The organism is Paraburkholderia phymatum, assembly GCF_038900715.1.
Taxonomy (GTDB): domain Bacteria; phylum Pseudomonadota; class Gammaproteobacteria; order Burkholderiales; family Burkholderiaceae; genus Paraburkholderia; species Paraburkholderia phymatum_A.
The window spans coordinates 189,210-215,428 of record NZ_JAYMRZ010000014.1; the positions used below are offsets into that span (position 1 = coordinate 189,210).

Here is a 26,219-nt window from a genome sequence, read left to right on the forward strand (position 1 = left end):
AACAGTTATGTCCACACCTTCTTTTGCTGAGTTGCGTTTTTACAGCGTGGAACCTGGTCGCATGCATGACATGGGGGCGCGGTTCCACGGACCTCTGCAGCGTCTGTTTGAAAGGCACGGTATTTCGGTGGTGGGAGGATGGCAGAGTTCTTACGGCGCACGGTCACCGTTGTTTGTATACCTGATGCATTGGCCGAGTCTGGAGGTTCGCAATCACGCGTGGAATGGCTTTTATGGTGATCCGGATTGGTACCAGGTCCGTACCGAAACGAATCGAGGCAGCGAACTGGTCGAACGTTATGACATCAATTTCCTTCGTCCGATTGTTCCGCTCGGCTCTGATGAGCTGAACGAATTCGAAGAGATCGAGCTTTACGTCACTCGTCTGCGGGTCGGGACATCTCGACTGGCTTCCCAGTGGATCGAGGGCACGGCGCCGGCCCAATTGGCACGTTCAGGTGGTCGTTTGCTGGGCGCCTACGAATATCTAACCGGCGATGACTTGCCTCGGGCCGCGCTATTTCTCGGCTGGAAAGGGGCTCAAGACCGTAACGGTGCGTTGTCCACAATGGAGGTCGATCCGCTTGGACGAGCCGACCGCTATCTACTCCATCACATTTGATACGGAGGTTCACGAAACCATTGAAAAGTTCGGGCACGCAGCCCAACCCTGTCTGGACTGGCTCGACAGTAGTGAGCCTGAGGCTTCGCGGACACGAGAAGCATATAACACATGGTTAGGAGAACGGTATGATTGGTGGAGACCAGGGAGCAAACGTTTTTGATAGCAGGCCGATTGGCCTGATGCAATGGCGGATATTCTTTCTTCTTGCATTGGTCGCGATGGTTGACGGTTTCAATGCTCAGGCATTATCGATTATTGCGCCTGCCTTGGCGTCCGAATGGCACTTTGATAGCGCCGTGATGACAAGGCTCTTTGTCGCTGCGCTCTGCGGCACGGCGATCGGCAGTTGCAGCTTCGGATGGATCGCCGATCGCGTTGGACGCAAGCCAGTCCTTCTGAGCGCATTGGCGGTGATGGGCATTTTTTCATTTGCCGCAGCAAATTCTTCAACGGTTTTTGAGTTAGGATCATTTCGATTCATCGAGGGAGTTGGCTTGGGCGCCGCATTGCCGAACATCCTCACCCTGACCGTGGAGTACAGCCCGGAACGGCATCGAAACATCATGGTCAACGCGGTCATGTGCGGGTTTCCCGTGGGTGGCGCGGTGGGTGGGATGATCGTCGGCCACCTGCTTCACCACTACGGGTGGCGAAGCGCACTTGTTCTGGGTGGGGTTGCTTCGCTCATGCTTGTTCCTATCCTGGCGCTTGGGTTGGTTGAATCGCTGCGGTTCCTGTCGACCAGAAACGACGCCGGCGCGAAAATCGATTCCATCATGCAGAAGATGGGCATTCGAGAAGCGATCAAATTGCCCACTCTCCGTCCTCAGCATACGCGGGTTCCGGTGCGGGCTATCCTCAGTTCGGAGTTAAGGTTTGGCACGATCGTGTTATGGGTCATGTCAGCCTGCGCAAATATCATCCAGTATTTCCTGATCAGTTGGTCTCCATGGATGCTCAAGGCGACGGGTGTATCGGCTTCTGAGGCGGCCTACGGTGCCGTCGCGCTTGGAGTCGGCAGTACCTTGGGTGCCTTGGCAATTGGCCGCGTGATGGATCGTCTCGGGGCCTACGCGGTAGTTGCGATTGGATATCTGCTTTCTGTATTTACGATCGTCGGAATCAGCTTTGCGATTGGACTGTCGATGCAGGTTGTCTTGATAGCGATATTCGCGGCTGGGGTCTTTGTCGTTGGTGCAAGATTTGGCGTGAGCGCCCTGACAACCGGGTATTTTCCGACCCAGATTCGTGCCACAGGTGTGTCGAGCTGCTACGGGTTTTCTCAGGTCGGGTCAGTGTTGGGGCCGTTGGTTGGCGGCATGCTGATTTCCATTCCTCTTGACTACCCCTCGGTTTTTAGATTTGCAACTATTCCAGCCATTCTGAATGCGATTTTGGGCTATGCGCTCTATCGCAGGCTTCGCTCTGGTCAAGATCGCTCCATTCTCGTCGCAAATCTTGGTGGTGAGAGGTAAAGAAATACTCTGAAAAAAACCATCGACACCACGGTCGGTCTTTGCTCGACGAATTGCAAAGGTTCTGAAACGGCTGTACACGCGCTCGATGTGATTCTGAGGCGTATATATGGCACCTATGGGCCGAACCTGATAAATCTCAAAGGAATGGTGATGGCCGAGCGCGGCTTTGATGTCGATCATCAGACCGTGCCTCGGTGGGCGAGCAGCTGCTGCGCGCTTGAAAATGTGTTCCGGGTCCGCAAGCGCCATGTAGTCAGAAACTGCGGCGTAGACAGGGCGGACGACATGATCTTAGTTTTTTACTATTAAATAAGTACTACTATGTGAATATGCTTTGACGACGCAATAGAACCATTATTTTCGTATAGAAAAGCATCCACATACCCATCAACGTAATGAATGCCCAGTATGAAAAAGTTCATTTCATCAATCGTTCTATTTTCGGCCATTATCTCTGCTGAAGCTGCGCACGCACAAAGCAGCGTATCGCTATATGGCATTATCGATGAAGGCTTGTCGTACACGAGTAACTCTGGCGGACATAGTCTGTATAGCCTTCAGAGTAGCGTCATGCAATCGAGCCGTTGGGGTCTTCGCGGTACAGAGGATCTTGGAGGCGGGGTGAAGACGATCTTCGTTCTCGAAAGTGGCTATGATCCCAGCACCGGTAAGCTCGGGCAAGGTGGGTTACTATTCGGACGTCAGGCCTACGTCGGTCTGGGAAACCAGGTCGGTACCGTCACACTGGGACGACAATATGATTCGGTCGTTGATTTTCTTGGACCGCTCGCGGCATCGAACCAATGGGCTGGTGCCATTGCTGACCATGCTGGCGACATCGACAATTTCAACAATACTTACCGAACTAATAATTCAGTGAAGTTTAGTAGCGTGCCTTACGCTGGCCTCCGTTTCTCGGCACTCTATAGCTTCGGTGGAATTGCCGGTGACGCCTCTCGCAACCAGGTGTTCTCGGGCGGGGCCGGATACACCGGCGGACCCCTTACCCTTGGGATCGGCTATCTGAATGTCCGCAACCCCAATGTTAGTTTCTTTGGCAACAGCACATCAGGTACCGCATCGCCGACGACTGCCAATATTTCGTCGCCGATTTATAAAGGTTTCGCATCTGCGCACACCTATCAGGTGATTGGAGCAGGTGGGGCATACACCTTCGGAAAGGCGACTCTCGGTGCGACGTACTCGTGGGTTGCTTTTAGCAGTTTAGGCGATACGAGTTCTGGGCCTATTCCGGGTTCCGTGGCAGCCTACACAGGATCCGCACACGTCAACAACGTAGAAGTGAACTTCAAGTACATGTTGGCTCCCACATGGCTGATCGGCGTTGCCTATAATTATACAAATGTGAGTTCGGTTGCCGGAAAAGATGGCGCAAAATACAACCAGATCGACGCAGGTATTGACTACTTCCTGTCCAAGCGAACGGATGTGTACATGATTGGGGTCTACCAGAAGGCGTCGGGAATCAACTCTCTCGGTGCACCGGCGGTCGCTGCGATCAATCTCGCGACCGCGTCAACCAGTAACAGGCAGCTTCTTGGCCGCGTAGGTGTCCGCCATAAGTTTTGATAGTAGCTTACTTGCGGTAGCTGATCGGCTCTCCAATTTTCTTGCCAAACGCAATGTTAGTTTTCGGCGCTTGGTCGGTCCGTCAGCTGGGCCCGCAAGCCCAGCTGACGGACAACATCTGCGGCAAAAAAAATCCAACCGTTATATAAGAAAAGTTATCTAAATAGCCCGTGTTTCAGATGGCTGTGGTGCAAATAGAGATCTACGAATCGGTTAGAGTGGCGGGCTGACCCATTTGAGAGCCCGCGATGAGCAAACGGAAGAATCTGGACAGCCTGTTTGCGGGTCGCCACTTTGACCGCGACGTGATCATTCTTTGTGTGCGCTGGTATCTGCGCTACAAACTCAGCCTGCGCGATCTCGTCGAGACGATGGCCGAGCGAGGGCTGTCGCTTGCTCACACCACGATCCTGCGCTGGGTGCGACGCTCTACGCCCGAGTTCGTCAAGCGCTGGAACCGTTTCGCCCACCCCTGCGGGACGGTCGTGGCGGGTTGACGAGACGTATCTGAAGATCCGGGGTAAATGGGTTTATCTATATCGGGCGGTGGATCGGTGCGGCCAGACGGTAGACTTCATGCTCAGGGCAAAGCGCGATGTGGCTGCGGCAAAAGCCTTTTTCACCAACGCAATCAAACATCAGGGACGGCCACCGGAGACGGTCACGCTCGATGGGTATGCGGCGTCGCACCGGGCCGTGCGTGAGCTGGAAAATGATGGCCTGCTTCCCGGGGACACGAAGGTACGCTCCTCGAAGTACCTCAATAATCTGATCGAACAGGACCATCGTCACATCAAGTCCAGAACGAACGTGATGCTCGGGTTCAAACGATTCAGGGCTGCCGCGGCGACGATTTCGGGCATCGAGTTGATGCATCGCATTCGCAAGGGGCAATTCGACCTCACCGCTCTCGCGCTTGCGGACATCACTGCTTCCTCTGTCTGAAATGCCGTCCTTTTCAATCGATAAGGTATCCATATTTATAAGAGGCATCTTGGACGCGCCACCTGTTTGCACCAGATCCTCTGCGGCGTCGGCGTAAGAGACGCGACGCCGCCACCCTACCGGCACAGACCGTCAGTGAGATTTAAGCGCGCAACTTGAACGGCCAGCATCCGTCGGAATGCACTCGAGTGCATTCCGACGGATATTTCAACAGCCTGTCAGGGAAGGTTCTGCATTTGCCCTATAGCATTTTTATGTCAATTGGGTATCACAAAAGTTAGATTTTTTTTATTGCCTTTCGACCGCAGTGAGTATCGCTTGCGCCTGCTCAGGTCGGATGCTGTGAATGGCCGTAGTCACCTTGTCAACGTCATATCCAACGGGTACCCCGTTGGTGCTGAGTTTGTAGAGGAGAATGCCAAGAGCAGCCCGCCCAGCCTTTCGCTCTGCAAAAACTGAACTGCATACGGTCTTATATGGGTACTCGCGTGCCTCGAAGCTATCGCAACCTGTCATCCCTTGGGGGCCATAAGCCCCCCATTGCTGAAGGTCTCTTGAAGCGATAAACAACTCTCTCGAATCATCACGTGCAATTTGCGGAGGTGCTTCATAAATCCCCGCGATTTCCCAGTGCGCATCCATGTGTTTGAGCGTCACGAAAAGTGGAGATTTGATGTTCTTTGTCTCAAACACGTGCCACGCATTATTGACCTCTAATGCAGGCGATTGGCTGTCAGGCGATTGCCCTGCGCAAAATGCCGAGGAAGCCGTGAGCAAGACAGCCGCGCAAATTGCCCCGGCACTAAGCATGTTCATCTTCACTTAGCGCTCACAAGTTGGTCCAGGTGCTCGAACACACCTGCTTGGCGCAACGCTGCCCTTGGCGAGTCCACTCCGCGCAACAGGTTAAAGCGGGGGTCTTCCCATCGCTTGTGTGTCTCATAACCCATGCTACCGGCGACATAACTCTTCGTCACCGACGTAGGAACAAAAACGTAAGAAAACGCACTGCTGCAAGGGCTGTATTCCAAAGTCTTCTTCATCGCGCGACCTTGGCAGTTTGTGATGACTGTCTTCTCGCCGTAGTTGCCTGGGTCAGCATACGTGTAAAAGCCGGCAGCAGTGAAGTCCGGCGCGTAACGTGTCAAGTCGCTGTTAAATGCAACGCGTTCTTGCCGCTCATTCGCAATCGGTTGACGCGTTCGGGAGACGTTAGCGACCTTGTACTTGCCATCGGCAATGCTTTTTTCGAGAAGCACATAAATGCCATTGTCGCGCTCTGCTGGTCCAAGAATTGGTTCAGCGAATTTAATCGGCTGTCCCTTAGCATTCAGGGTAGGTGGTACCGTGACGCATGCGGTCAAGGTGAGTGCAGCAGCTGTAGAGAGCAGGATTGGGATGCGTTTCATTTCAAAGGTGATTTATAATAAAATTGAAAAAATTCTCAAATTTTGCAGTTTATTGTCCCCGGCCTTTCAGGCTCCACACTTCGATGGCTTTAGAACAGGATCGAGTTGATGAAGTGCGGCTCGGTGATTGGCGCGATTTCGTTCGGCTGGATGCCGTCGATAGCAGGTAGCAGGTTGACGCTGGCGTCTGTCGCGGGCTCAACTCGCGGGCGCACGTCCTCGGCACCCAGAACGCTGCCGATGGTCGTGTTCACGGTGGAAAGGGTGCCAACAAGGCCCTTACCCAGGTTGTTGCTAGTATCGAGATACGTCGGCTTCACGCCCATACCCAGAGTGAACGCCAATTCCACCGCCATGCGCGCGCCGATGTCATGCGCAAGGTCCGCTGAATCAATCGAGCCCTTACCACCAACCATGGTCGCCTTGCCCAGCGAAATCACTTTGCCTTCCAGCATGAACTTCACGCCGAAGTCATCTGCGCCGTAGGGGAGTCCGCGCTGATACCACGGGCGCTGGTGGAACCAGCGGACCTGAACAATCATCTCGCCACGTGGCTTGAAGTGATTGCCTTCACCCTCGAAGCCATTGATGAACGCAGCCACGGCCTTTTCGTAGTCAGAACCTTGGCAATCGACCGGGCAAGGCAACACCTTGAGCTTCGGCATATAGCCGATGACGCTGCTGACGTTACGTCCCGAGGCCTCGCCATTTTCAGCGTAGCCGCGAATCAGGTCTTCGTTGGTGATTTCGGGCATATTCTGGTTGGGCCGGAAGAGCGCGGGCTGAGCTTTCGACTTGGCCATGAACGCCACCTTGAGCGGGTTTGTCTCGGTCACCACGCCTGGGGGCATCAAGTTACCCGCCTGTCCAGCCGATGCGGGCTTTGCGGGTAGATTCGCAAGTTTGTCCGCTTCTGTGTCCTGCTCCGTTACCTTCGCGATTGCACCTGAAGCGACCAAATCCAATTCGGCTGCATTCGGGGCCGTCTGCGACACAGCCTGCGTACTCGCATTCACATCGCTTGCGGCCTCCTGAGCCATCGCACCCAGAGCCATCAGGCCCAGAATCACACCCATTCCATATCGTTTCATTTAGATTTCTTCAATTTCACTTCGCACGAGCTTAGAGATGTTGCATAAGGCCGGACTAGCAATTGGTTACGTTAGCCTGTCTATATATAACGGCATGTAATCTAGGAAATTAAGGGTTCCATCTTGACCGGCTGATGGCGATAGCTCGCTGATGGCAGGAGCTGCTGGGGGAGTCGTCGCTCGTTCGTGGTCCCAGCCACGAGAAGGACGCCCACCGACTGGCAGAGCGACGGGGACGATAGTCCCGCGCCCCACGCTACGCGCGGGGAAGGTAGTCAAGTCGGCGCACAGCAGAGACGGAAGGCCATCGGGCCGGAGCCAGCGGCGCGTTCATCGATGCGGGGTGAGTACCTTGCCCGCGCGCAGAGCGGGGCGCCGCCTTTGGAGACATGAGCTACGTCCAGTGGCGAAAATGCCCGGCAAAACGTCCAGTCCAGTTTTGCACAGAGGGCATGGTGGCTCGCCGCATAAGCGGCTACGCCTTCCGCGTTCGCCGTCCGCCTTCCAGGAAGGCGAACACGGGGTGTTGCATCTTTCGCGCTATACGAAATACCGACGCGTTATTTGGAGATACTTCGTGAAGGTACGCGACGGGCGCATCATTGCCAGGGAGCGAGACGAACGGCTGCTCAAATCGCTCGCACGCTTTGGGTTCTGGAGAACTCGAGATTGGGCAGCCTTGCGCCCGGCCTGGTCCAGCGGTGCGACCGACGAACCTAGGCTGGAAGCGTCGGTCGCCACGGCGTCCGACCTACGCATGGCGCAGCGCACGCTGCGGCGACTCGTCGATGCCCGGCAGGTACACTTGGACTTTCGCCTCTGGCGAATGGCATGGAGCAGCTCCAAAGTCGTCGGTCTTGTCGAGATCGATGTCGCGCTTTGCGGCTTTGCCCAGGCATTCTATGCCTCGATTTCCGAGGCTACGGACAGGAGGGACGCTCCAATTCGGCTACGGCGCGATGTCCGATGTCCCGGGCGCCCGCGAAGTGCGGCATGTATCATAACTGGGACGTTGCGCCTGGTGCGATGGCTTGCAACATGAAGCGGGTGATCAGGCTGCTCGGCGCAGACCGGACTATGGAAAATGGATATGCGGGCATGCAATATCGGCGACGTGCGGCGAATATTCTGCCCATCGCTCATCGCCTGCAATACGCGGCTCTGTTCTTGCCGCGAAACAGCAGATGCGCAGACGGCCAGGAGGAATGGTCCGGACCGCGCTTTCGTCATCACTAACTGACTTGTGAATTGCGGTGTCCGCCGGCAACGTGCGACGTGGCAGGAAGCGATATGGGTGCGGCTGTAACCAACATTTCGAGGCTGACCAGCGCGGCAACGCTCGCGACAAGCGCCTCATACGACTGTTCTGCGAGTCTGACGTCGGTTCCCCAGCTCCGGACCAGGTCAAGGCGCGCTGCCTGTTCGTGAACAAGCTCCAGTCCACGACGGACGCGCACCGCGCAGGCTTCAGCTCTGGCGGATACCTCCGGTCCGGAAAACAGTGCCTGAGCGGAATGGTGCTCTGGTCCGCGATACCGGGCTACTGTGGGCGCGTCGCCGACCTGTGTCGCGGCCTGAGACACAGATTCGAGTAGCACGGTTGGGTCGAATGGCTTCTTGAGTATGCGCTCCACGGGAACGCTGGCCTCGGTATCGACGCCCGACATCAGGATAATCGGGACGCAGGAAAGTCGCGGGATGGCTTTCAACATGCGAACCAGGTCCGTTCCTTCCAGGGCCGGCATGTGAATATCGGAGACGATGACCTGCGGAATATCCACGAGAACTGCGCCCAATGCCTCGAGACCATCATTTGCGACCGTCACATCGTGGCCCGCAGCTGTCACGACGGCTACCAGAGCCTCCCGCAGATTTGCGTCGTCGTCGACCAAAAGCACGCGGCTCATCACTATGCTCTCCGTACGAGAGCAATATGTGCGAGCATCCGGCATTCCCAAACGACGCGCCGCAAACGGCTGTCGACCGTCTAACGCCCGATGGGCATGCGCTCGCTATTCCCATCTCGTTCCGACAAATGCCCATAGCCCACGCAGTCGATACGTCCGACTTCCCACGGTTGTTACGGTACAAGGCTGAGCGTCGCTTCCTGCTATCGCACTGAGCATCTTTCACCCGGTTGCTGCCGCTTGAATACGCAGAGATGCCACTCGCGTTGGCTCGTGCATACATCGATAGTCACGACTAGCACCGCCAGCTACGTCCTACCGGTATTGCCTGCTCATTTCAGATAGATGTGGAGACGCAATCGGCGCATCAGTGCGATTGCCCAGGTAATCCTGGTCCACGCAGTGAACACCCTTTTGTTTCGATGACGAAGTACAGCGCGAGCGCCCCAACCACGCACGCGCTCATCATGTAGTACGCGGGGAACAATGCGCTGCCTGTCTTCTCTACGAGCCAGTCGCTGACGATCGGCGCCGTTCCGCCAAAGATCGTCGCTGAGATGTTGTACGCGATTGCCATGCCGGCATAGCGAAATCGCGTCGGGAACATCGCTGGGAACATCGCCGAAATCGTCGCGAGCTGCGGTACGTACAGCAAGCCCAAAACGGTGAAACCGATGAGCACGCCAGCCGGGCCGTGTGCCATCAGCGAAAACATCGGTATTGCCGCAACGAACAGCCCGATGAGCGACAGCCACCACATCGTCTTGCGGCCGAGCCGGTCCGACATCCAGCCCGCGAATGGCAGGAACACCATCATCGAGAGCATGCCGATCAGCGGAATCAGCAGCGACATGTTCTCGCTCACGTGCATCTGCCTATGCATGTAAGTCGGCATGTACGCAAGCAGCACATAGTTGACGATGTTGAGCGCGGCAGCGAGAGCACCGAGCAGGACCAGTTGCATGCCATAGCGCCGGAAGAGTTCCTTGAGCGAGACGGCCGGCCGATGCTTCGCCTCGAAATTTTCGGCCACTTCGCGGAACACGGGCGTTTCCTCCAGGCGCGAACGCAAATAGCAGCCGACAAGACCCAATGGCGCCGCGACGAGGAAGGGCAGGCGCCAACCCCACGCGTGCATCGCCTGGTCGCCGAGCAGCATCGAGCAGCCGAGCATCAGTAGCGCACCGAGCGAGAACCCCGACAACGTCGCAAATTCGAGGAAGCTGCCGCAGAAGCCGCGGCGGTCATCGGGCGCGTATTCGGCCATGAAAGTCGCAGCGCCGCCATATTCGCCGCCCGTCGAGAAGCCCTGGATCATCCTGAGTACGATAAGGAGCGCGGGAGCCACCCATCCGACGGACGCCCAGGTTGGGAGAAGCCCCACAAGCAGTGTCGCACCGGACATCAGGAGGACGGTCAGGGCGAGGACGCGCTTGCGTCCGAGACGGTCGCCGAGCGGACCCCAGAACAGGCCGCCGAGCGGCCGGATCAGAAACGATACGGCGAAGGTGCCCAGAGCGAACAGCGTTGCACTCGCGGCGCCGCCGGGGAACAATGCCGCCGAAATGTACACGAGACCGTACGCATAGATGCCGTAGTCGAACCATTCGGTCGCGTTGCCGAGTGCGGCGGCTGTAATCGCGCGCGTCAGCTGCCTTGATGAGATGACGTGGCTTTCGTCATGAAAAGCCGCGTCTTCGATGGAAGGAGTGATGGAAGCCTCGGACCACGATTCTGCGTAACTCATTGGTTTCCTCAACAAGGTTCGATATGTCGGGTTCCTAAGGTAACGTCGCCCAATACATTCGCCGATGTCATAGGACGATGTTCGCATCGGGATTTCACCAGGACCAGCGCGAACAAAAAACGAGGGGATGTACCCTGGTTTCGCACTTCGACAGAAGATCCATGCGTGGGTCGTGGTCCTGCAGCCGTTACTTTCGTTACTCCTGCTTCGATTCGAGATAGTGGCGCAGCCGCACGAAGCTCATCGACAGGTGAGTTCGATGCAGATAGCCGACCGATTCGAGATCGCCAATTTCCAGTGCCTTCAGCACATCTTCTATTTCGTGGCGGAATATATCGGCTTCGGTCTTTAGCCGATCGCCTTCGAGGGTCTTTATCCAGATCCGGATTGCGAGAAAGAACAGACGCTGAGCGGTTTCCTTCAGCGGACGGTTGCCGATCATCGACGTCAGTTCGAGTGAATAGTCGAGGTTGAGCTTCGCGAACTCGCTCATCGTCGGCGCGGCAGCGAGGCGCTTTCCGCGCCCGGCAAGCGCCCGCATCCGGGCGAGATCTTCTTCGCTGCGCGCAAGCGGGGTCAGCCGGCCCATCAACGAAGCGAGTTCGAGCCTGAAGTGATACACCTCTTTCAGTGTGTCGTCGTCGAAATCGGTGACGAAGGTGCCGACACCGTGCTGACTCTCAACCAGTCCCTCGGCTTCCAGCCGGCTCAGCACCCGGCGCATCGGCGTGCGGCTGACGCCGAACTGCTTCGCCAGTTCATCCTCGAATAACAGGGCACCGGGCTCGTACTCCAGCAGACAGATCTTTTCGCGTATCGCGCTATAGATCCGATCGAAGCGTTCGCGGGAACTGCTTCCTTTGCTATTACCGTTCTTTTGCATTAACTCTCGCAACGATTCATTTGAATAAGACCCAGTCGCGCGCGCAGGGTCATGAACCGGACAGTACTGCGCGCAGGAACTGTTTGGTCCGGTCGTGCCTTGGATCGCCGAATATCTGCTCGGGCGGTCCCTGTTCGGCAATGCGGCCTCCATAGAAGAAGCACACGCGATCGGAAAACTCACGGGCAAAGCCCATCTGGTGCGTCACCATCAGCATCGTCAAATCATGTTCTTTGCCTAACTGCCTGATGACTCCCAGCACTTCGCCGACCAGTTCCGGATCGAGGGCGGAAGTGACTTCGTCGAACAGCATCACCTTCGGGCGCATTGCGAGCGCACGCGCGATGGCCACGCGCTGTTGCTGACCGCCGGAGAGCTGGGCAGGAAAATGTCCGAGCTTGTTGCCGAGGCCGACGAGTTCGAGCAACGCGGTCGCGCGCTCCTCGGCCTCTTGCGCGCCCAGTCCGAGGACGCTCATCGGCGCCTGCATGCAGTTGCGCAACGCGCTCAGGTGCGGGAACAGGTTGAAGTGCTGGAAAACCATGCCGATCTTACTACGCATGCGCCGCAAGTGCCGTCCGTCGGCGGCCACCAGCGAGCCGTTGCGATGCATATGCGTAAGCGGCTCGGAGTCGATCCAGATCGAACCCGAGTCGACGCGTTCGAGTGTCATCAGCGTGCGAAGCACCGTTGTCTTGCCCGACCCCGATGGCCCGATGATGCTGACCTTTTCGTTCGGCCGGATGCTCAGGTCCAGATTGTCGAGTACGGTATGCGCGCCAAAACGCTTGGATACCTGCTCGAAACGCAACATCGAATCTTGAGTGTCTTTCGACATCATTTCTCTCCCCGGCATGAGCGCAGCCATGCCTCGACATGTCGTACGCCCGATGCAGCGATCAGGCTGAATAGCAGAAAAAGCGCGCCGACCAGCGTCACGGGCTCGACGTACCGGAAGTTCGTCGAGCCGATGACCCGGGCCGTCTGCATGAGTTCGATCACGGAAATCGCCGAAAGCAGCGGCGTGTCCTTGAACAGCGCAATCAGATAGTTGCCCAGCGCGGGGACGACGGGCGGAATGGCCTGCGGAACGATGATCTTGCGCATCGTGTCGACGGGGCTGAAATTCAACGCGATACAGGCCTCCCATTGCCCGCGCGGAATCGCCGAAAGGCCGGCGCGATACACCTCCGAGCAATAGGTGGCGTAGTGCAGGCCGAGTGCCATCACACCGGCTGGAAAGGCATCGATCACGATGCCCAGCTTCGGCAGGCCGAAGTAGATGAACATGATCTGGATCAGCAGCGGCGTGCTGCGCACCGCCTCGACAAACATTGAGACGGGCATCGCGACAGCGGGCGCCGGGACCATCCGGAGGATCGCAAACGCCAGCCCGAGCACGGCGGCCATCGCGAAACTGACGACAGTGGCTTCAATCGTGATGACCGACGCCTGACCGAGCATCGGCAGGATCTGCAACGCATAGTGCCAATCGAATACGATCACGATTTCCTCCTTATACCCAGCGACGCGCGGCCTTCCAGCGTGCGGAAGCCGAATGTGATCAGCACCGCGATGATCAGATAGATGAGCAGCACCAGCGTAAAGATAGGCACTGTCTTGAACGTGAACTGATTGAGTTGCTGCGCGCGGAACGTCAGATCGGCGACGGTGATCATCGACACCAGCGAGGTCGACTTAAGCAACTCGATGAACAGGTTGCCCCACGGCGGAATCATCGCGACGAACGCCTGAGGAATGATCACGCGGCGCATCGCAGTCGGGAAGCTCATGTTCAGCGCAATGGTCGCCTCCCACTGTCCGCGAGCGACGGCCTGCAACGCGCCGCGCACGACTTCCGCCCCGTATGCGCCAATGTTCAGGCCGAGCGCGATGATGCTGGCCGGCACCGGTTGCAACTCGACACCGAAATGCGGCAGCACGAAGAAAAGCCAGAACAGCTGAACGAGTGCCGAGGTGCCGCGAAATACCTCGATGTAGCCGATGGCCAGCCATCTCATCGGAAGCGGGCCATACATCTTCATCAATGCTGCGATGAGCGCCATCGGCACGGCGACGCATGCGGCGCCCGCCGTGATCTGCAGTGTCATCACGGTCGCCTTGAGCAAGGCGGGAAGAAACTGCCCGAGTTGCGGCTGCGTGGCGATGCAGCCGAATAGCAGTGCGGTTGCCACGAGGCCGCATGCCGCTCTTGTCTTGCTGATCCTCATTCCAGTCGTCTCCTGATCTCGATGCTGCACGGCGCACGAGCGGTGCGTCGCGGCGAGTATGTCAGATCAAAATTCCTGTCTCAACGATGTTGTGTACATCTAGCCAACGTCAAATCTTGGCCGTCGGTACGAGATGTATACCTCAAGCGCTTCAATCGGTGTACGTTTTCCGGGTTAACGCCTATATTTCAGCCTAAAAATGCCAAGAGACACCTGATGATGTGCACATCAGCACAAATTTTTTATTGACAGGGCTTGAAGCGCTGATTTGGTTGATCGATACTTGTGTACAACTGAGGTGGTGTGGTGATGCAACGATGAACGGAGACAACTGTGCAGCAATCCATTTTTGAATCGGCCGAATACGATGCACGTTTGCGCAAGGTGCGCGCGGCAATGGCCGCACGCGAGATCGACCTGTGTCTGGTGAGCAGCCCCGAAAACATCTTTTATCTGACCGGGCTCGATCACTGGGGCTACTTCGCGCCGCATGTCCTGCTCGTGCCGGCCACGGGCGAACCGACGCTGATCACGCGAGCGATGGAAGGCGTCACGATCGGCAATCAGGTGCGTAATGCGCAGTTCGTCGGCCATACCGACAGCGAGTCGATCGCCGACAAGGCGCTCGCCTGCATCGCCGGACACGACACGCGGCGCATTGGTCTCGAATGCTGGTCGGCAGGCTTGCCGGATGGCCTCGGTCAGGCGTTGCGTCGCGGCATGCCCCACGCGACGTGCGTCGATTTCTCGTGGGTCATCGATGACATCCGGCTCGTCAAGAGCGACGCCGAACTGGTGTACATGCGTTCAGCCGCGCGCGTGTCGGACGCGATGATGAACGCATCGATCGACGCGATCCGCGAAGGCGTGCCTGAAAGACATGTGGCCGCGCGTTGCAGCGCCGCGATGATCGAGGCGGGCGGCGCCTACCCGGGCTTCGGCCCGTTCATCCGCCCCGGCAGCCGCCTTGGCGAAGAGCACACGACGTGGGGCAGCGGCGGGCTCGTCGATGGCGATACGGTTTTTCTGGAGATGTCCGGCTGTGTGCATCGCTATCACGCGCCGATGGGACGTCTCGTTCATGTGGGCGCCGTGCCGCATTCCGCGCGGGCGATGGCCGCCGTCTGTCAGGAAGCGTTTGACGCGGTGGTCGACACGCTGCGCGCGGGCGTGCTGGCGCGCGATGTCTACGCCGCATGGCAACGCGTCGTGGATCGCGCGGGGCTCGATCACTACCGGCGCCATCACTGCGGCTATCTGGTGGGCATCGGATGTGCGCCCAGCTGGACGGGCGGCAATCGCGTAGTCGGCTTGCGGCACGACAGCGAGCGCGTCATCGAGCAGGGAATGACCTTCCACATCCTGTCATGGCTGATGGGAACGGGCAAAGGCGACTACTTCCAGTCGAACACCGTGCTGCTGTCGGCGGCGGGCGCTGAAGTGCTGTCGACTGTTCCGGCCGACCCCGTGGCCCGCTGAGCCATCCGTCCAGCGGAATCGACCATGACTGCCTTCAGCGGCTCGCTCAAACGACAACTCATCCGATCGAAATGAAAGAATATTCGGCACTTCAACTGGTACGGCAGGCGCTGCGCGGCAATCGCGGCTGGCAGCGCGCCTGGCGGGACCCCGAGCCTCAACGGGAGTACGACGTCATCGTGATCGGCGGTGGCGGTCATGGGCTGGCGACCGCCTACTACCTCGCACGCGTGCATGGGATCAAGCGTGTCGCGGTGCTCGAGAAGGGCTATCTCGGCAGCGGGAACATCGGCCGCAATACGACGATCGTGCGCTCGAACTACATGATCGACGGCAATACGCAGTTCTACGACTGGTCGATGCGGCTGTGGGAAGGGCTGAGCCAGGAGCTCAACTACAACGTGATGTTCTCGCAGCGCGGGCAGATCACGCTTGCGCACTCGCCCGATCAGCTGGACAGCTTCGCGCGGCGCCTGAACGTCATGCGCCTGAACGGCATCGATGGCGAGCTGTGGTCGCGCGATCAGGTGCGCAAGGTCGTGCCCTATCTCGAGTACGGCGACGCCGCGCGCTTCCCGATTCACGGCGCGATGTACCAGGGCAAGGCGGGCACCGCGCGGCACGATGCCGTCGCATGGGGCTACGCGCGCGCGGCGGACCGGCTCGGCGTGGACCTGATCCAGAACTGCGAAGTCACCGGCTTCATGTTCGAAGGCGGGCGCCTCGCGGGCGTGCAAACGACGCGCGGCGAAATCCGCGCAGCGCGTGTCGGTCTTTCCGTTGCAGGCAGCACGAGCCTCGTCGCATCGAAAGCGGGCATCACGCTGCCGATCGAAAGCCACGTATTGCAGGCGTTCGTGACCGAGCCGATCAAGCCGCTCGTCGATCAGGTCGTCGCATTCGGCGCCGCGCACTTTTACGTCAGCCAGTCCGACAAAGGCGGCCTCGTATTCGGCGGCGACCTCGACGGCTACAACTCATACGCGCAGCGCGGCAATTTCCCCGTGGTCGCCGAAGTCGCGTCGATCGCCTGTTCGATGATGCCGTGCATTTCACGCTTGCGCCTGCTGCGGCATTGGGCGGGTGTGATGGACATGTCGATGGACGGCAGTCCCATCATTTCGAAGACATCGATCGACGGCCTGTACCTGAACGGCGGCTGGTGCTACGGCGGCTTCAAGGCGACACCCGCCGCAGGGTGGACCTTTGCCCACATGATCGCAAACGACCGCCCGCATGAACTCAACCAGAAACTCGGTCTTGACCGCTTTCGCACCGGCGCAATGATCAATGAGTCCGGTGCCGGCCCATACCCTTACGCGCACTAGTTCGCACCATGCTGAGAATCCAATGTCCTTATTGCGGTGTGCGCGACCACACCGAGTTTCAGTACGGCGGCGACGCGTCGGTGAAGCGCCCCGCGCTGGACGATCCGTCGTTCGAGCACTGGTATGCATACGTGTTCGAACGGCAAAACCCACGCGGCCCGCACGACGAATACTGGCAGCACACGTCGGGCTGCCGCGCGTGGATCGTCGTCACGCGTGATACGGGCACGCACGACATTCTGAACGTGATTGCGGCGCGTGAGCATGCGACTGCGCGCAACGATGCGCCCGTCGCCGCGCTCGCCGTCGAAGGGATACAACAATGAGCGCACAGGTATTCAGGCACGCATCGGGCGGCCGTATCGACCGGCATGCGGAATTGAGCTTCACGTTCGACGGCCGCCGTTATCGCGGTTACGCGGGCGACACGCTTGCATCGGCCTTGCTCGCCAACGGCGTGCAGGTGATCGGTCGCAGCTTCAAATACCATCGTCCGCGCGGCATCGTCAGCGCCGGGGCCGAGGAGCCGAACGCGCTCGTTGCGCTCGGCAGCGGCGCTCGCACAGAACCCAATACTCGCGCGACCACGATCGAGCTGTTCGACGGCCTCGTCGCGAACAGCCAGAACGGCTGGCCGTCGGTGCGCTTCGATCTGATGGCCGTCAACAACGTGTTGTCGCCGCTGCTGTCGGCGGGCTTTTACTACAAGACATTCATGTGGCCGGCGGGCGCATGGGAGTGGTACGAAAAGCACATCCGGCGTGCTGCCGGCATGGGACGCGCGACGCATCACGCCGACCCCGACCATTATGAAACCGTCAACGCCTTCTGCGATGTGCTGATCATCGGTGCCGGGCCTGCTGGCCTCGCTGCCGCAAGCACGGCCGCGCGAGCGGGCTTGCGCGTGACGCTCGTCGACGAGCATCACGAATTCGGCGGCGCATTGCGCTTCGAACGCGATCAGGTCGGCAAGGAAAGCACGAGCCGCTGGGTGGAGCGCGTCGTCGCGGATCTGTCGGGCCGTCCGAACGTGACGATGCTTGCGCGCACGACGGCGTTCGGCTACTTCGACGGCAACACGCTCGGCCTGCTCGAAGCCGTGGCGAACCATCGGCCTGCACCGCGGCCGCACGAGCCACGGCAACGCGTGTGGCTGATGCGCGCGCGGAAGGTCGTGCTTGCGACGGGAGCGATCGAGCGGCCGCAGGTCTTCGTCAACAACGACCTGCCCGGCGTCATGCTTGCGAGCGCCGTGCGTGAGTACTGCAATGCGTACGCGGTGGTGCCCGGGCAGCGCGTCGTCATCGCGACCAACAACGACAGTGCATACCGTACTGCGCGCGATCTCGCTGACGCAGGCGTCCAGGTCGTGGCCGTCGTCGATGGACGCGACTACGCTGCGAGCCCGCTCGTCGAGGAGGTTGCGCGGCGCGGGATCGAGATCATCCGCGGGCACGTCGTCACCCGGGCGGAAGGAAGAAGCCGGCTTCGGGCAGTCCACATTGCACCTGTCGCCGCAGCGAACGCGCGAGGCACAGGCGCGCGGCGCATCGCATGTGATCTGCTGGCCGTATCGGGAGGCTGGACACCCGTCATTCATTTGCAGAGCCAGCGAGGGATCAAAGCCGTCTTCGAGGCGGAACTCGACACGTTCGTCGCGGGCCCCGACACCGCCGACTGCCTCTGCGCCGGCGCGATTCGGGGCGCGGCGGCGACCGTCGATGCGATTGCGGGCGGACTGAGGGCGGGTCATGAGGTCGTCGTGCAACTCGGACGAAAACCCTTGGATTCGCTCGCCTTGATCGAGCAGTTGCCGCGCGCGGATGCGCAGAGTCCGCTGCTGCCTCTGCATTCGATGAAGTTCGAAGGCGTGGTCAAAGGCAAGGCGTTCATCGACTTGCAAACGGACGTGACGCAAGCCGATGTGGCGCTGGCGCACCGGGAAGGCTTTGTGTCCGTCGAGCATCTGAAGCGCTATACGACGCTCGGCATGGGCACCGATCAGGGCAAGACGAGCAACCTGAACGGGATGGCGGCGATGGCGGCACACAGGCAGGCGCCGCTGCCCGCCGTCGGCACCACGACGTTTCGGCCGCCCTATACGCCCGTGCCGCTTGGCGCGCTCGGCGGAGCAGCCGTCGGCCAGCATTTTCGCCCGACCCGCCGCACGCCGATGCACGACTGGCACATCGCACACGGTGCCCACCTGGCCGAAGTCGGATTGTGGATGCGGCCCTGGTACTACCGTTCGAGCGGTGCGGACGTCGATGCCGCCTATGTGCACGAGATGAAGTGCGTGCGCTCGGGCGTCGGCATCGTCGATGTGTCGACGCTCGGCAAGATCGATGTGCAAGGGCCCGATGCGGCCGAGTTTCTCGATCGCGTCTATGTCAACGGCTGGCAGAAGCTCGCGGTCGGCAAAGCGCGCTATGGCGTGATGCTGCGCGACGACGGATTCGTCTTCGACGACGGCACGACGTCGCGGCTCGCGGAGCATCATTTCTTCATGACGACCACTACGGCGAACGCAGCCGCCGTCATGAGCCGCCTCGAATTCCTGCTCGAAACGGCGTGGCCCGACTTGCGCGTGCATGTCACGTCCGTCACCGATCAGTGGGGCGCAATGGCCGTAGCCGGACCTCGCGGCCGCGCACTGCTTTCACAGGTGCTCGAAGGCGATCTGTCGAACGAAGCGCTGCCGTACATGGGCTGTATGCACGCGAAGTTCGAAGACGTGACGGTACGTGTGCACCGGATCAGCTTCTCGGGCGAGCTGGCCTATGAAGTCTACTGTCCGGCCGGCGATGCGGCTCGCCTGTGGGACCGGCTGTACACGGCAGGGCAGTCGCTCCGCGTCGTGGCCTACGGCACGGAAGCGATGGGTGCGCTGCGTGTGGAGAAGGGGCACGCCGCCGGTCCGGAGCTCGACGGACGCACCACGCTCGACGACCTGGGACTGGGGCGGATGGCGAAAGCCAAGCCGTTCGTCGGCAGCGTGCTGCGTCAGCGAGCGGAGCTGATTCGCGCGGACCGTCCCGTGCTGATAGGTTTGCAGCCCGAGAATCCGGGCGAGCGATTGCATCCGGGTTGCATCGTGTTTGCCGAGGACGGTCCCCTCAAAGGACACGGAATCGGTCACGTCACATCGACGACGTATTGCCCGACGCTCGGTCGCTATCTCGCACTCGGACTGATCGAGAAAGGCAGGCAGCGCGAAGGACAAAGGCTGCGCGCCGTGTATCCGCTGAAAGGCGAAACGGTCGCTGTCCGCGTCGTCAATCCGATTTTCCTCGATCCGGAAGGAGAGCGTCTCCGTGCATAACGAACTGTTCAATACGCTGGCTGGGCAGACGGGCATCGGCAGACGCGATTCTGCCTCCCCATACGATTCGTATCCGCGTCACCAGACGAAGCTTCGCACCGTGCACGGCCGTGACTGGCTGCAGTTCGGCGGCTGGCAAGCAAACTGGGACGACGCCGTTGCCGCAGTGACGGCGGCGATCGGCTGCGCAGTGCCGCCGCTCGTCAACGCAGGAGCCGAGTCCGACGGTCTGCGAGTCATGCGGGTCGCGCCGCGGCGCGTGAGGATCTGCGCGCCATGCGGCGACCGTCGTCTGGACAGTCTGCGCGGCTTGCTCGACCCGTCGATAGGTGTCGTGACCGAGCTTGGACATTCCCGCGAGTTGCTGCGCCTGTCGGGTCCCGGCGTTCGCCACTTGATGTCCGTGCTGATGCCAATCGATTTTTCAGAGGCGGCGTTTGCGCTGCATGCAATCGCGCAGAGCCATGTGCATCACGTTCCCGTGCTCGCGATGGCGGTGCTCGACGACGACGGTGCGGAAGCCTTCGACCTGTATGTATCGCGCACGTTTGCGAAAAGCATCGAGGAGTGGATTACCGCGCGCGGTGCATCGCGGACACCGCAGGGATGAGCGGAATCGTTCACAGCGAAGGTCATGTCGCCGACCTCGCACAGCACCGGCGGCTATTTCTTCGCAACCGGCGCGTGAATCTGACCGATCCGGAACATGACGATCAGGAAGCCGCGTTTTTTATATCGGTTGATCTTTACGTGCCGTATGGCGCCTGCACGCCGGCTTCGGACTCGCTCGACGAAGTCGTGGATTACGAAGTGATGTGGCATGCGATCGAGGATTGCAGGCGGGCGCACATCGGAGGCGTCGCGGATTTTTGCGGCGCAGTCGCGCAACGGCTGATTTCGAATGCCGCTATTCGCGCAGTAAGAGTACGTGCGTGCAGACGCGGAGAAGACGCGGCCGGCACGCAAAGCAGCTACGAAACCGTTTACGCCATCCGGCATTGACGAAAGGAAATACGCATGTTTACAGCATCGACACGCATCGAGGAATTCGACCCGGAACTGGCGGAAGCCATTCACGGCGAACAGAGGCGGCAGGAAGAGCACATCGAACTGATCGCTTCCGAAAACTATGTGAGCCCACGCGTGCTGCAAGCCCAAGGCAGCGCGCTCACCAACAAGTATGCCGAGGGCTATCCGGGCAAGCGTTACTACGGCGGCTGCACGCATGTCGACGCCGTCGAGCGTCTCGCCATCGAGCGCGCCAAAAAGCTGTTCGGCGCGGCATGGGCGAACGTCCAGCCTCATTCCGGTTCGCAGGCGAACGCTGCCGTGTATCTCGCGCTGCTGCAACCCGGCGATACCGTGCTCGGGATGAGCCTCGCGCATGGCGGGCATCTGACTCACGGGGCGAAGGTCAATTTCTCGGGCAAGCTCTTTCGCTCGGTGCAATACGGCGTGAACGACGACGGGCTGATCGATTACGACGCGCTCGCGGCGCTCGCGCGCGAACACCGGCCGAAGCTCATCGTCGCGGGCTTTTCCGCTTATTCGCGCCAACTGGACTTCGCGCGCTTCCGGGAAATTGCGGATGAAGTCGGTGCACTGCTTTTCGTCGATATCGCTCACGTTGCAGGACTCGTTGCAGCGGGCCTGTATCCGAACCCCGTGCCGTTCGCCGACATCGTGACGACCACCGTTCACAAGACGTTGCGCGGACCGCGCGGCGGACTCATCTTCGGCCGCGCGAATGCCGAGCTGCAGAAGAAGATCGACTCGATGGTCTTTCCCGGCACGCAGGGCGGCCCCCTGATGCACGTGGTCGCGGCAAAGGCCGTTGCGCTGCTCGAAGCGTCGCAGCCGGAATTCGTCGAATACCAGCGGCATGTGATCGCGAACGCAAAAGCGATGGCGGCGACGTTCGTCTCGCGCGGCTACGGCGTGGTCTCGGGCGGCACCGACAACCATCTGTTTCTCGTGAGCTTCATCGGACGCGGATTGACGGGCAAGGCTGCCGATGCCGCGCTCGAAGCCGCGCACATCACGGTCAACAAGAATGCCGTGCCTAACGACCCCGAATCGCCGTTCGTGACGAGCGGCATTCGCGTCGGCACGCCTGCCATCACGACGCGTGGCCTGCGTGAAGCCGAAGCCTCACAACTCGCGCACTGGATGTGCGACGTGCTCGACGACGTCGACAACCGAGTGGCAATCGAAAAGGTCCGGGGGAAGGTTCAGGCGCTGTGCCAGAGCTTTCCGGTGTATCAGAGCGCGCAAACGCTGTAATCGCAAAGGTGCGGTGATGACCATCAGTGTGCTGGATCTGTTCAAAGTCGGCATCGGGCCTTCGAGCTCTCACACGGTGGGGCCGATGTGCGCGGCGGCGCAGTTTGCCGCGAAGCTGCTGCGCCGGCCGCATGGCGCGAGCGACGTGTCGCGCGTGACGGTCGAGCTTTTCGGTTCGCTGGGCGCGACGGGCAAGGGGCACGGAACGGACAAGGCCGTGCTGCTCGGGCTCGAAGGCGAATACCCGGATGCAGTCGATATCGATTCGGTCGATGCGCGCATCGCTGGCATTCGCGAGACGCGCAGCTTGCGCCTTGGCGGCGTCGTACCGATCGCGTTCAACGAAAGGTCCGATCTCACCTTCAATCGCCGCGCGCTCGCGTTTCACCCCAACGGCATGCGCTTCACCGCATTCGATGCGCAAGGAGAGCGCTGTGAGTCGGAGACGTGTTTCTCCGTTGGCGGCGGTTTTATCGTGACGGAAACGTCGGAGGAGGCGGAGGATGCGGATGAGCCGTCGTCCTCCACCATGGCATTCCCGTTCGAATCAGGCGCGCAGATGCTCGCGCTGTGCCGCGAACGAAACTGTTCGATCAGCGACCTGATGGTCGAGCACGAGCGCGCATGGCGCACCGACGAAGAGACGCGTTCGAGCCTGCTGCGCATCTGGCGCGTCATGCAGGAATGCGTGACGCGCGGGTGCTCACGCGAAGGCGTCATGCCGGGGCCGCTTCGCGTCACGCGGCGCGCAGCCATGCTTCACCGCAACCTCTCCGCGCGTCCCGAAGAGAACCTTCGCGATGCGTTGAATGTGCTCGACTGGGTTTCACTCTATGCGCTCGCCGTCAACGAAGAGAACGCAACGGGCGGCAGAGTGGTCACTGCGCCCACCAACGGCGCAGCCGGCATCGTTCCCGCCGTGCTGCATTACTACACACGCTTCGTTGCTGGCGCAAACGATGCGGGTGTCGTGCGCTTCCTGCTCACGGCGGGCGCAATCGCGATGCTCTACAAGCAGAACGCATCGATTTCAGGCGCGGAGGTCGGCTGTCAGGGCGAAGTTGGCGTGGCCTGCTCGATGGCCGCGGCCGCTCTTGCGGAAGTCATGGGCGGAACACCAGAGCAGGTCGAGAACGCCGCCGAGATCGGCATGGAGCACAACCTCGGTCTTACCTGCGATCCCGTCGGCGGGCAGGTTCAGGTGCCTTGCATCGAGCGCAATGCGATGGGCGCGATCAAGGCGATCAACGCCGCGCGCCTTGCGTTGCGCAACGACGGCAAACACTTCGTCTCGCTCGACTCCGTGATCAAGACCATGCGCGATACGGGCGCCGACATGAAGACGAAATACAAGGAAACGGCGCGCGGCGGGCTCGCGCTGAACGTGGTCGCATGTTAGGAGCGGACATGAAGGAAGCGTCAAAACCCATGCTGGCGAGCGACAACGCGTCCGGTGTGCACCCTGCGATCTTCGAGCGAATGATGGCGGCCAACGCGGGACATGCGATCGGATATGGCGCCGATGCCTGGACGGCGAGCGCCGAGCGGCTCTTTCGTCTTCAGTTCGGCGAGCAGGCCACGGTGTTTTTCGTCACCACGGGTACGGCGGCCAACGTGTTGGCCTTGCAGGCGATCGCAAGCTCGATCGACGCGGTCTTTTGCGCCGACTGCGCGCATCTGTACGTCGACGAATGCGGCGCGCCTGAGCGCATTGCGGGATGCAAGGTAGTAGGCGTTGCGACGACGGACGGCAAGATCGAACTGCCGGCGCTCGAACAGGCCGTGGCGTTTCATGCGGGGCTCGTGCATAGAAGCCGTCCGCGTGTCGTGTCGCTTTCGCAGGCGACAGAGCGCGGGACCGTCTACCAGCCCGACGAGGTTCGCCGCATCGCCTCGTTTGCTCACGCGCACGGCATGCTTGTTCATATGGACGGTGCGCGTCTTGCGAATGCCGCTGCTTCGCTCGGGCTGCCGCTCGCCGCGATCACGCGCGACGTGGGTGTCGACATCGTGTCGTTCGGCGGCACCAAGAACGGGCTGATGATGGCCGAGGCGATTGTCGTCATCGATCCCGCGCTTGGCGGCGCGTTGCCGCCGATCCGCAAGCAGGGTATGCAGCTCGCGTCGAAGCAGCGCTTTATCGCCGCCCAATACCTCGGCTATTTCGACGACGACCTGTGGCTGCACAACGCGCGCCACGCGAACGGAGTCGCGGCGCGTCTTGCGTCGAAGCTGCGCGAATTCGGCGGCGTGCGTGTCACCGCGCCCGTCGAAGCAAACATGGTGTTCGCGACGTTGCCGCCATCGTGGATCGCGCCGCTGCAACAGCGCACCGCTTTTCATGTCTGGAACCCACGTGTATCGGAAGTCCGTTTCGTCACGTCGTTCGATACGAGCGAGCGGGACATCGACGCGTTCACGGGTGAAATGGCCCGACTGGCAACAAAGGAGACTGTTTGATGAGCACGATCGAGTTGCGCAACCCTTTTACCGGGGAACAGGTATTTTCGATGCCGTCTGAAACGTACGAGGCCGTGTCGAGCCGCATTGCCGAGGCTCGCGCGGCGGCGTGCGAATGGCGCAAATTCTCTGCTAAGGACCGCGCTGGCATCGTGAGAAATGCATTGCAGTACTTTCGCGACCATCGCGATGCGATCGCACGCGAAGTTACGCGGGAGATGGGCAAGCCCGTATCGGCTGCCGCTGCCGAAGTCGACTACATGATCGAGCGGGCGGAGTTCATGTGCCGCTTCGCTAGCGACGGCGCACTCGCGTCGTATGGCCTGACGCCATACCACAGCGACGATTTCGAAGGGCGCATCGACTTCGTGCCTAAAGGGCTCGTGTACATCATTACGCCGTGGAATTACCCGCTGTTCTGCGCGATAAACGGTACTGTCTGCGCATTGCTGAGCGGCAGTGCGGTGTTGCTGAAGCACACGACTACGCCGTCCGTGGGCCGTCACTTCGAGCGTGCTTTCGGCGCACTCGGCGATCTCAAGCCGCTGATGGTGAACATCACGGTCGATTACGACGTCTCGGCGAGAATCATCGAGACGGCCGATATCGATCACGTAGTTTTCACGGGCTCTGTCCAGGGCGGGCGCGCAATTCAGATCAGCGTTGCGAAGCGCGCATCCAATACGTTGCGCAATCCGTTCATCGGTGTTTCGCTCGAACTCGGCAGCAACGACGCCGCCTATATCGCCGAGGATGCCGATCTGGAGAGCGCCGTCGAATGGACCGTGCGGATCGGACGCCTGCATAACTCCGGGCAATCGTGCTGCGCAGTCAAGCGCGTGTTCGTTCACGAGAAACTGTATGAGTGTTTCGTCGAGGCAGCCGCGCGGGTAATGGCCGAGCAGCGATGCGGAGATCCCACGGCGCCGGAAACCACGCTGGGTCCGCTATTCGGCGGCGACGCGGCCGTGAACCGTCTGCAGAGTCTCGTCGACGACGCTGTTGCAAAAGGCGCGACAGTGGTGACGGGTGGGCGAAGCGAGAGAATCGGCAACGCACTGTTTCTTTTGCCCACACTGCTGGCCGACGTGAATCCCCAGATGACCGTGCTGAAGGAGGAGACATTCGGTCCCGTTCTTCCTGTGATGAAAGTTAAGTCGGATGCAGAGGCCGCCGAGCTCGTGAACGCATCCGAATATGGACTCAGCGCGTCCATTTTCACGCGCTCGCGCGCGCGTGCGGAAGCATTCATCGACGCGGCGGAGACGGGCACGGTGTACGTGAACCGTTGCAACTTCGTCGATGCACGGCTTGGCTGGATTGGTCACAAGAACTCGGGTAACGGTTCGATCGCGCTTTCGCCGCTTGGCTTGCCCGCGTTCAGCAATCTGCGGTCGGTCAACATCGATCCCACTCTTCTCGTCTGAGGACAGGGCCGAGC

23 protein-coding genes are annotated in these 26,219 nt (G+C 60.1%); 14 read left to right on the forward strand and 9 right to left on the reverse strand.

Annotated features, from left to right (window positions below):
- Positions 1–7: 7 nt before the first annotated feature.
- The 4 genes from VSR68_RS24870 (at position 8) to VSR68_RS24890 (ending at position 4,638) form a co-directional block, all read left to right on the forward strand.
- Positions 8–622: an NIPSNAP family protein gene (locus VSR68_RS24870; RefSeq protein WP_342942375.1), complete on the forward strand. Its 615-nt coding sequence runs from the start codon at positions 8–10 to the stop codon at positions 620–622.
- Between the two features lie 128 nt (positions 623–750).
- Positions 751–2,100 carry an MFS transporter gene (locus tag VSR68_RS24875; protein ID WP_342942376.1) on the forward strand — a complete coding sequence of 450 codons (1,350 nt, stop codon included), beginning with the start codon at positions 751–753 and terminating at the stop codon, positions 2,098–2,100.
- Between the two features lie 411 nt (positions 2,101–2,511).
- Positions 2,512–3,693: a porin gene (locus tag VSR68_RS24885; RefSeq protein ID WP_342942377.1), complete on the forward strand. Its 1,182-nt coding sequence runs from the start codon at positions 2,512–2,514 to the stop codon at positions 3,691–3,693.
- Between the two features lie 248 nt (positions 3,694–3,941).
- A protein-coding gene (locus tag VSR68_RS24890; protein ID WP_342942378.1) for an IS6 family transposase occupies positions 3,942–4,638 on the forward strand; the annotation gives its coding sequence in 2 pieces (ribosomal slippage) (positions 3,942–4,163 and positions 4,165–4,638; 696 coding nt in all).
- A gap of 288 nt (positions 4,639–4,926) precedes the next feature.
- Here the strand turns inward: VSR68_RS24890 and VSR68_RS24895 are convergent.
- The 9 genes from VSR68_RS24895 to ehuC form a co-directional block, all read right to left on the reverse strand.
- Positions 4,927–5,460 (reverse strand): hypothetical protein, encoded by a 534-nt coding sequence (locus tag VSR68_RS24895; RefSeq protein WP_342942379.1) that lies wholly within the window; start codon positions 5,458–5,460, stop codon positions 4,927–4,929.
- Positions 5,457–6,047, reverse strand: coding sequence for a hypothetical protein (locus tag VSR68_RS24900; RefSeq protein ID WP_342942380.1), 591 nt, complete (start codon positions 6,045–6,047; stop codon positions 5,457–5,459). The genes VSR68_RS24895 and VSR68_RS24900 overlap by 4 nt, the downstream gene beginning before the upstream one ends.
- Positions 6,048–6,136: 89 nt before the next feature.
- Entirely contained in the window at positions 6,137–7,123 is a 987-nt protein-coding gene (locus VSR68_RS24905; protein ID WP_342942381.1) for a hypothetical protein, read from the reverse strand.
- Between the two features lie 1,247 nt (positions 7,124–8,370).
- Positions 8,371–9,045, reverse strand: coding sequence for a response regulator (locus VSR68_RS24910; RefSeq protein WP_342942382.1), 675 nt, complete (start codon positions 9,043–9,045; stop codon positions 8,371–8,373).
- Between the two features lie 367 nt (positions 9,046–9,412).
- Positions 9,413–10,792: an MFS transporter gene (locus VSR68_RS24915; RefSeq protein WP_342942383.1), complete on the reverse strand. Its 1,380-nt coding sequence runs from the start codon at positions 10,790–10,792 to the stop codon at positions 9,413–9,415.
- A gap of 196 nt (positions 10,793–10,988) precedes the next feature.
- Entirely contained in the window at positions 10,989–11,675 is a 687-nt protein-coding gene (locus VSR68_RS24920) for a GntR family transcriptional regulator (RefSeq protein WP_342942384.1), read from the reverse strand.
- A gap of 49 nt (positions 11,676–11,724) precedes the next feature.
- Complete coding sequence (gene ehuA / locus VSR68_RS24925; RefSeq protein ID WP_342942385.1) at positions 11,725–12,516, reverse strand: ectoine/hydroxyectoine ABC transporter ATP-binding protein EhuA; 792 nt, start codon at positions 12,514–12,516, stop codon at positions 11,725–11,727.
- Entirely contained in the window at positions 12,513–13,139 is a 627-nt protein-coding gene (ehuD, locus tag VSR68_RS24930; protein WP_428983582.1) for an ectoine/hydroxyectoine ABC transporter permease subunit EhuD, read from the reverse strand. The genes ehuA and ehuD overlap by 4 nt, the downstream gene beginning before the upstream one ends.
- Positions 13,140–13,177: 38 nt before the next feature.
- Positions 13,178–13,906: an ectoine/hydroxyectoine ABC transporter permease subunit EhuC gene (ehuC, locus tag VSR68_RS24935; protein ID WP_342942386.1), complete on the reverse strand. Its 729-nt coding sequence runs from the start codon at positions 13,904–13,906 to the stop codon at positions 13,178–13,180.
- Positions 13,907–14,239: 333 nt separating this feature from the next.
- On the opposite strand from ehuC, the gene VSR68_RS24940 reads away from it, so the two are divergent.
- The 10 genes from VSR68_RS24940 (at position 14,240) to VSR68_RS24985 (ending at position 26,205) form a co-directional block, all read left to right on the forward strand.
- The gene (locus VSR68_RS24940) at positions 14,240–15,385 is read left to right on the forward strand and encodes a Xaa-Pro peptidase family protein (protein WP_342942387.1); all 1,146 of its coding nucleotides are present in this window, start codon (positions 14,240–14,242) and stop codon (positions 15,383–15,385) included.
- A 71-nt stretch (positions 15,386–15,456) separates the two neighbouring features.
- A complete protein-coding gene (locus VSR68_RS24945; RefSeq protein WP_342942388.1) occupies positions 15,457–16,713 on the forward strand; it encodes a sarcosine oxidase subunit beta family protein in 1,257 nt (418 codons plus the stop codon).
- Between the two features lie 8 nt (positions 16,714–16,721).
- A complete protein-coding gene (locus VSR68_RS24950; RefSeq protein WP_342942389.1) occupies positions 16,722–17,039 on the forward strand; it encodes a sarcosine oxidase subunit delta in 318 nt (105 codons plus the stop codon).
- Positions 17,036–20,035 (forward strand): sarcosine oxidase subunit alpha family protein, encoded by a 3,000-nt coding sequence (locus VSR68_RS24955; RefSeq protein ID WP_342942390.1) that lies wholly within the window; start codon positions 17,036–17,038, stop codon positions 20,033–20,035. Before VSR68_RS24950 ends, VSR68_RS24955 begins: the two co-directional genes overlap by 4 nt.
- Positions 20,028–20,645, forward strand: a complete 618-nt coding sequence (locus tag VSR68_RS24960; RefSeq protein WP_342942391.1) for a hypothetical protein — start codon at positions 20,028–20,030, stop codon at positions 20,643–20,645. The genes VSR68_RS24955 and VSR68_RS24960 overlap by 8 nt, the downstream gene beginning before the upstream one ends.
- The gene (locus VSR68_RS24965; RefSeq protein WP_342942392.1) at positions 20,642–21,037 is read left to right on the forward strand and encodes a dihydroneopterin aldolase; all 396 of its coding nucleotides are present in this window, start codon (positions 20,642–20,644) and stop codon (positions 21,035–21,037) included. Before VSR68_RS24960 ends, VSR68_RS24965 begins: the two co-directional genes overlap by 4 nt.
- Before the next feature lie 15 nt (positions 21,038–21,052).
- On the forward strand, positions 21,053–22,318 hold the full coding sequence (glyA, locus tag VSR68_RS24970; protein WP_342942393.1) for a serine hydroxymethyltransferase: 1,266 nt from the start codon (positions 21,053–21,055) through the stop codon (positions 22,316–22,318).
- Between the two features lie 16 nt (positions 22,319–22,334).
- Entirely contained in the window at positions 22,335–23,717 is a 1,383-nt protein-coding gene (locus VSR68_RS24975) for an L-serine ammonia-lyase (protein WP_342942394.1), read from the forward strand.
- 8 nt (positions 23,718–23,725) lie between these two features.
- Positions 23,726–24,778: a threonine aldolase family protein gene (locus tag VSR68_RS24980; RefSeq protein ID WP_342942395.1), complete on the forward strand. Its 1,053-nt coding sequence runs from the start codon at positions 23,726–23,728 to the stop codon at positions 24,776–24,778.
- Positions 24,778–26,205, forward strand: a complete 1,428-nt coding sequence (locus VSR68_RS24985; protein ID WP_342942396.1) for an aldehyde dehydrogenase family protein — start codon at positions 24,778–24,780, stop codon at positions 26,203–26,205. Before VSR68_RS24980 ends, VSR68_RS24985 begins: the two co-directional genes overlap by 1 nt.
- The last annotated feature ends 14 nt before the right edge of the window (positions 26,206–26,219 follow it).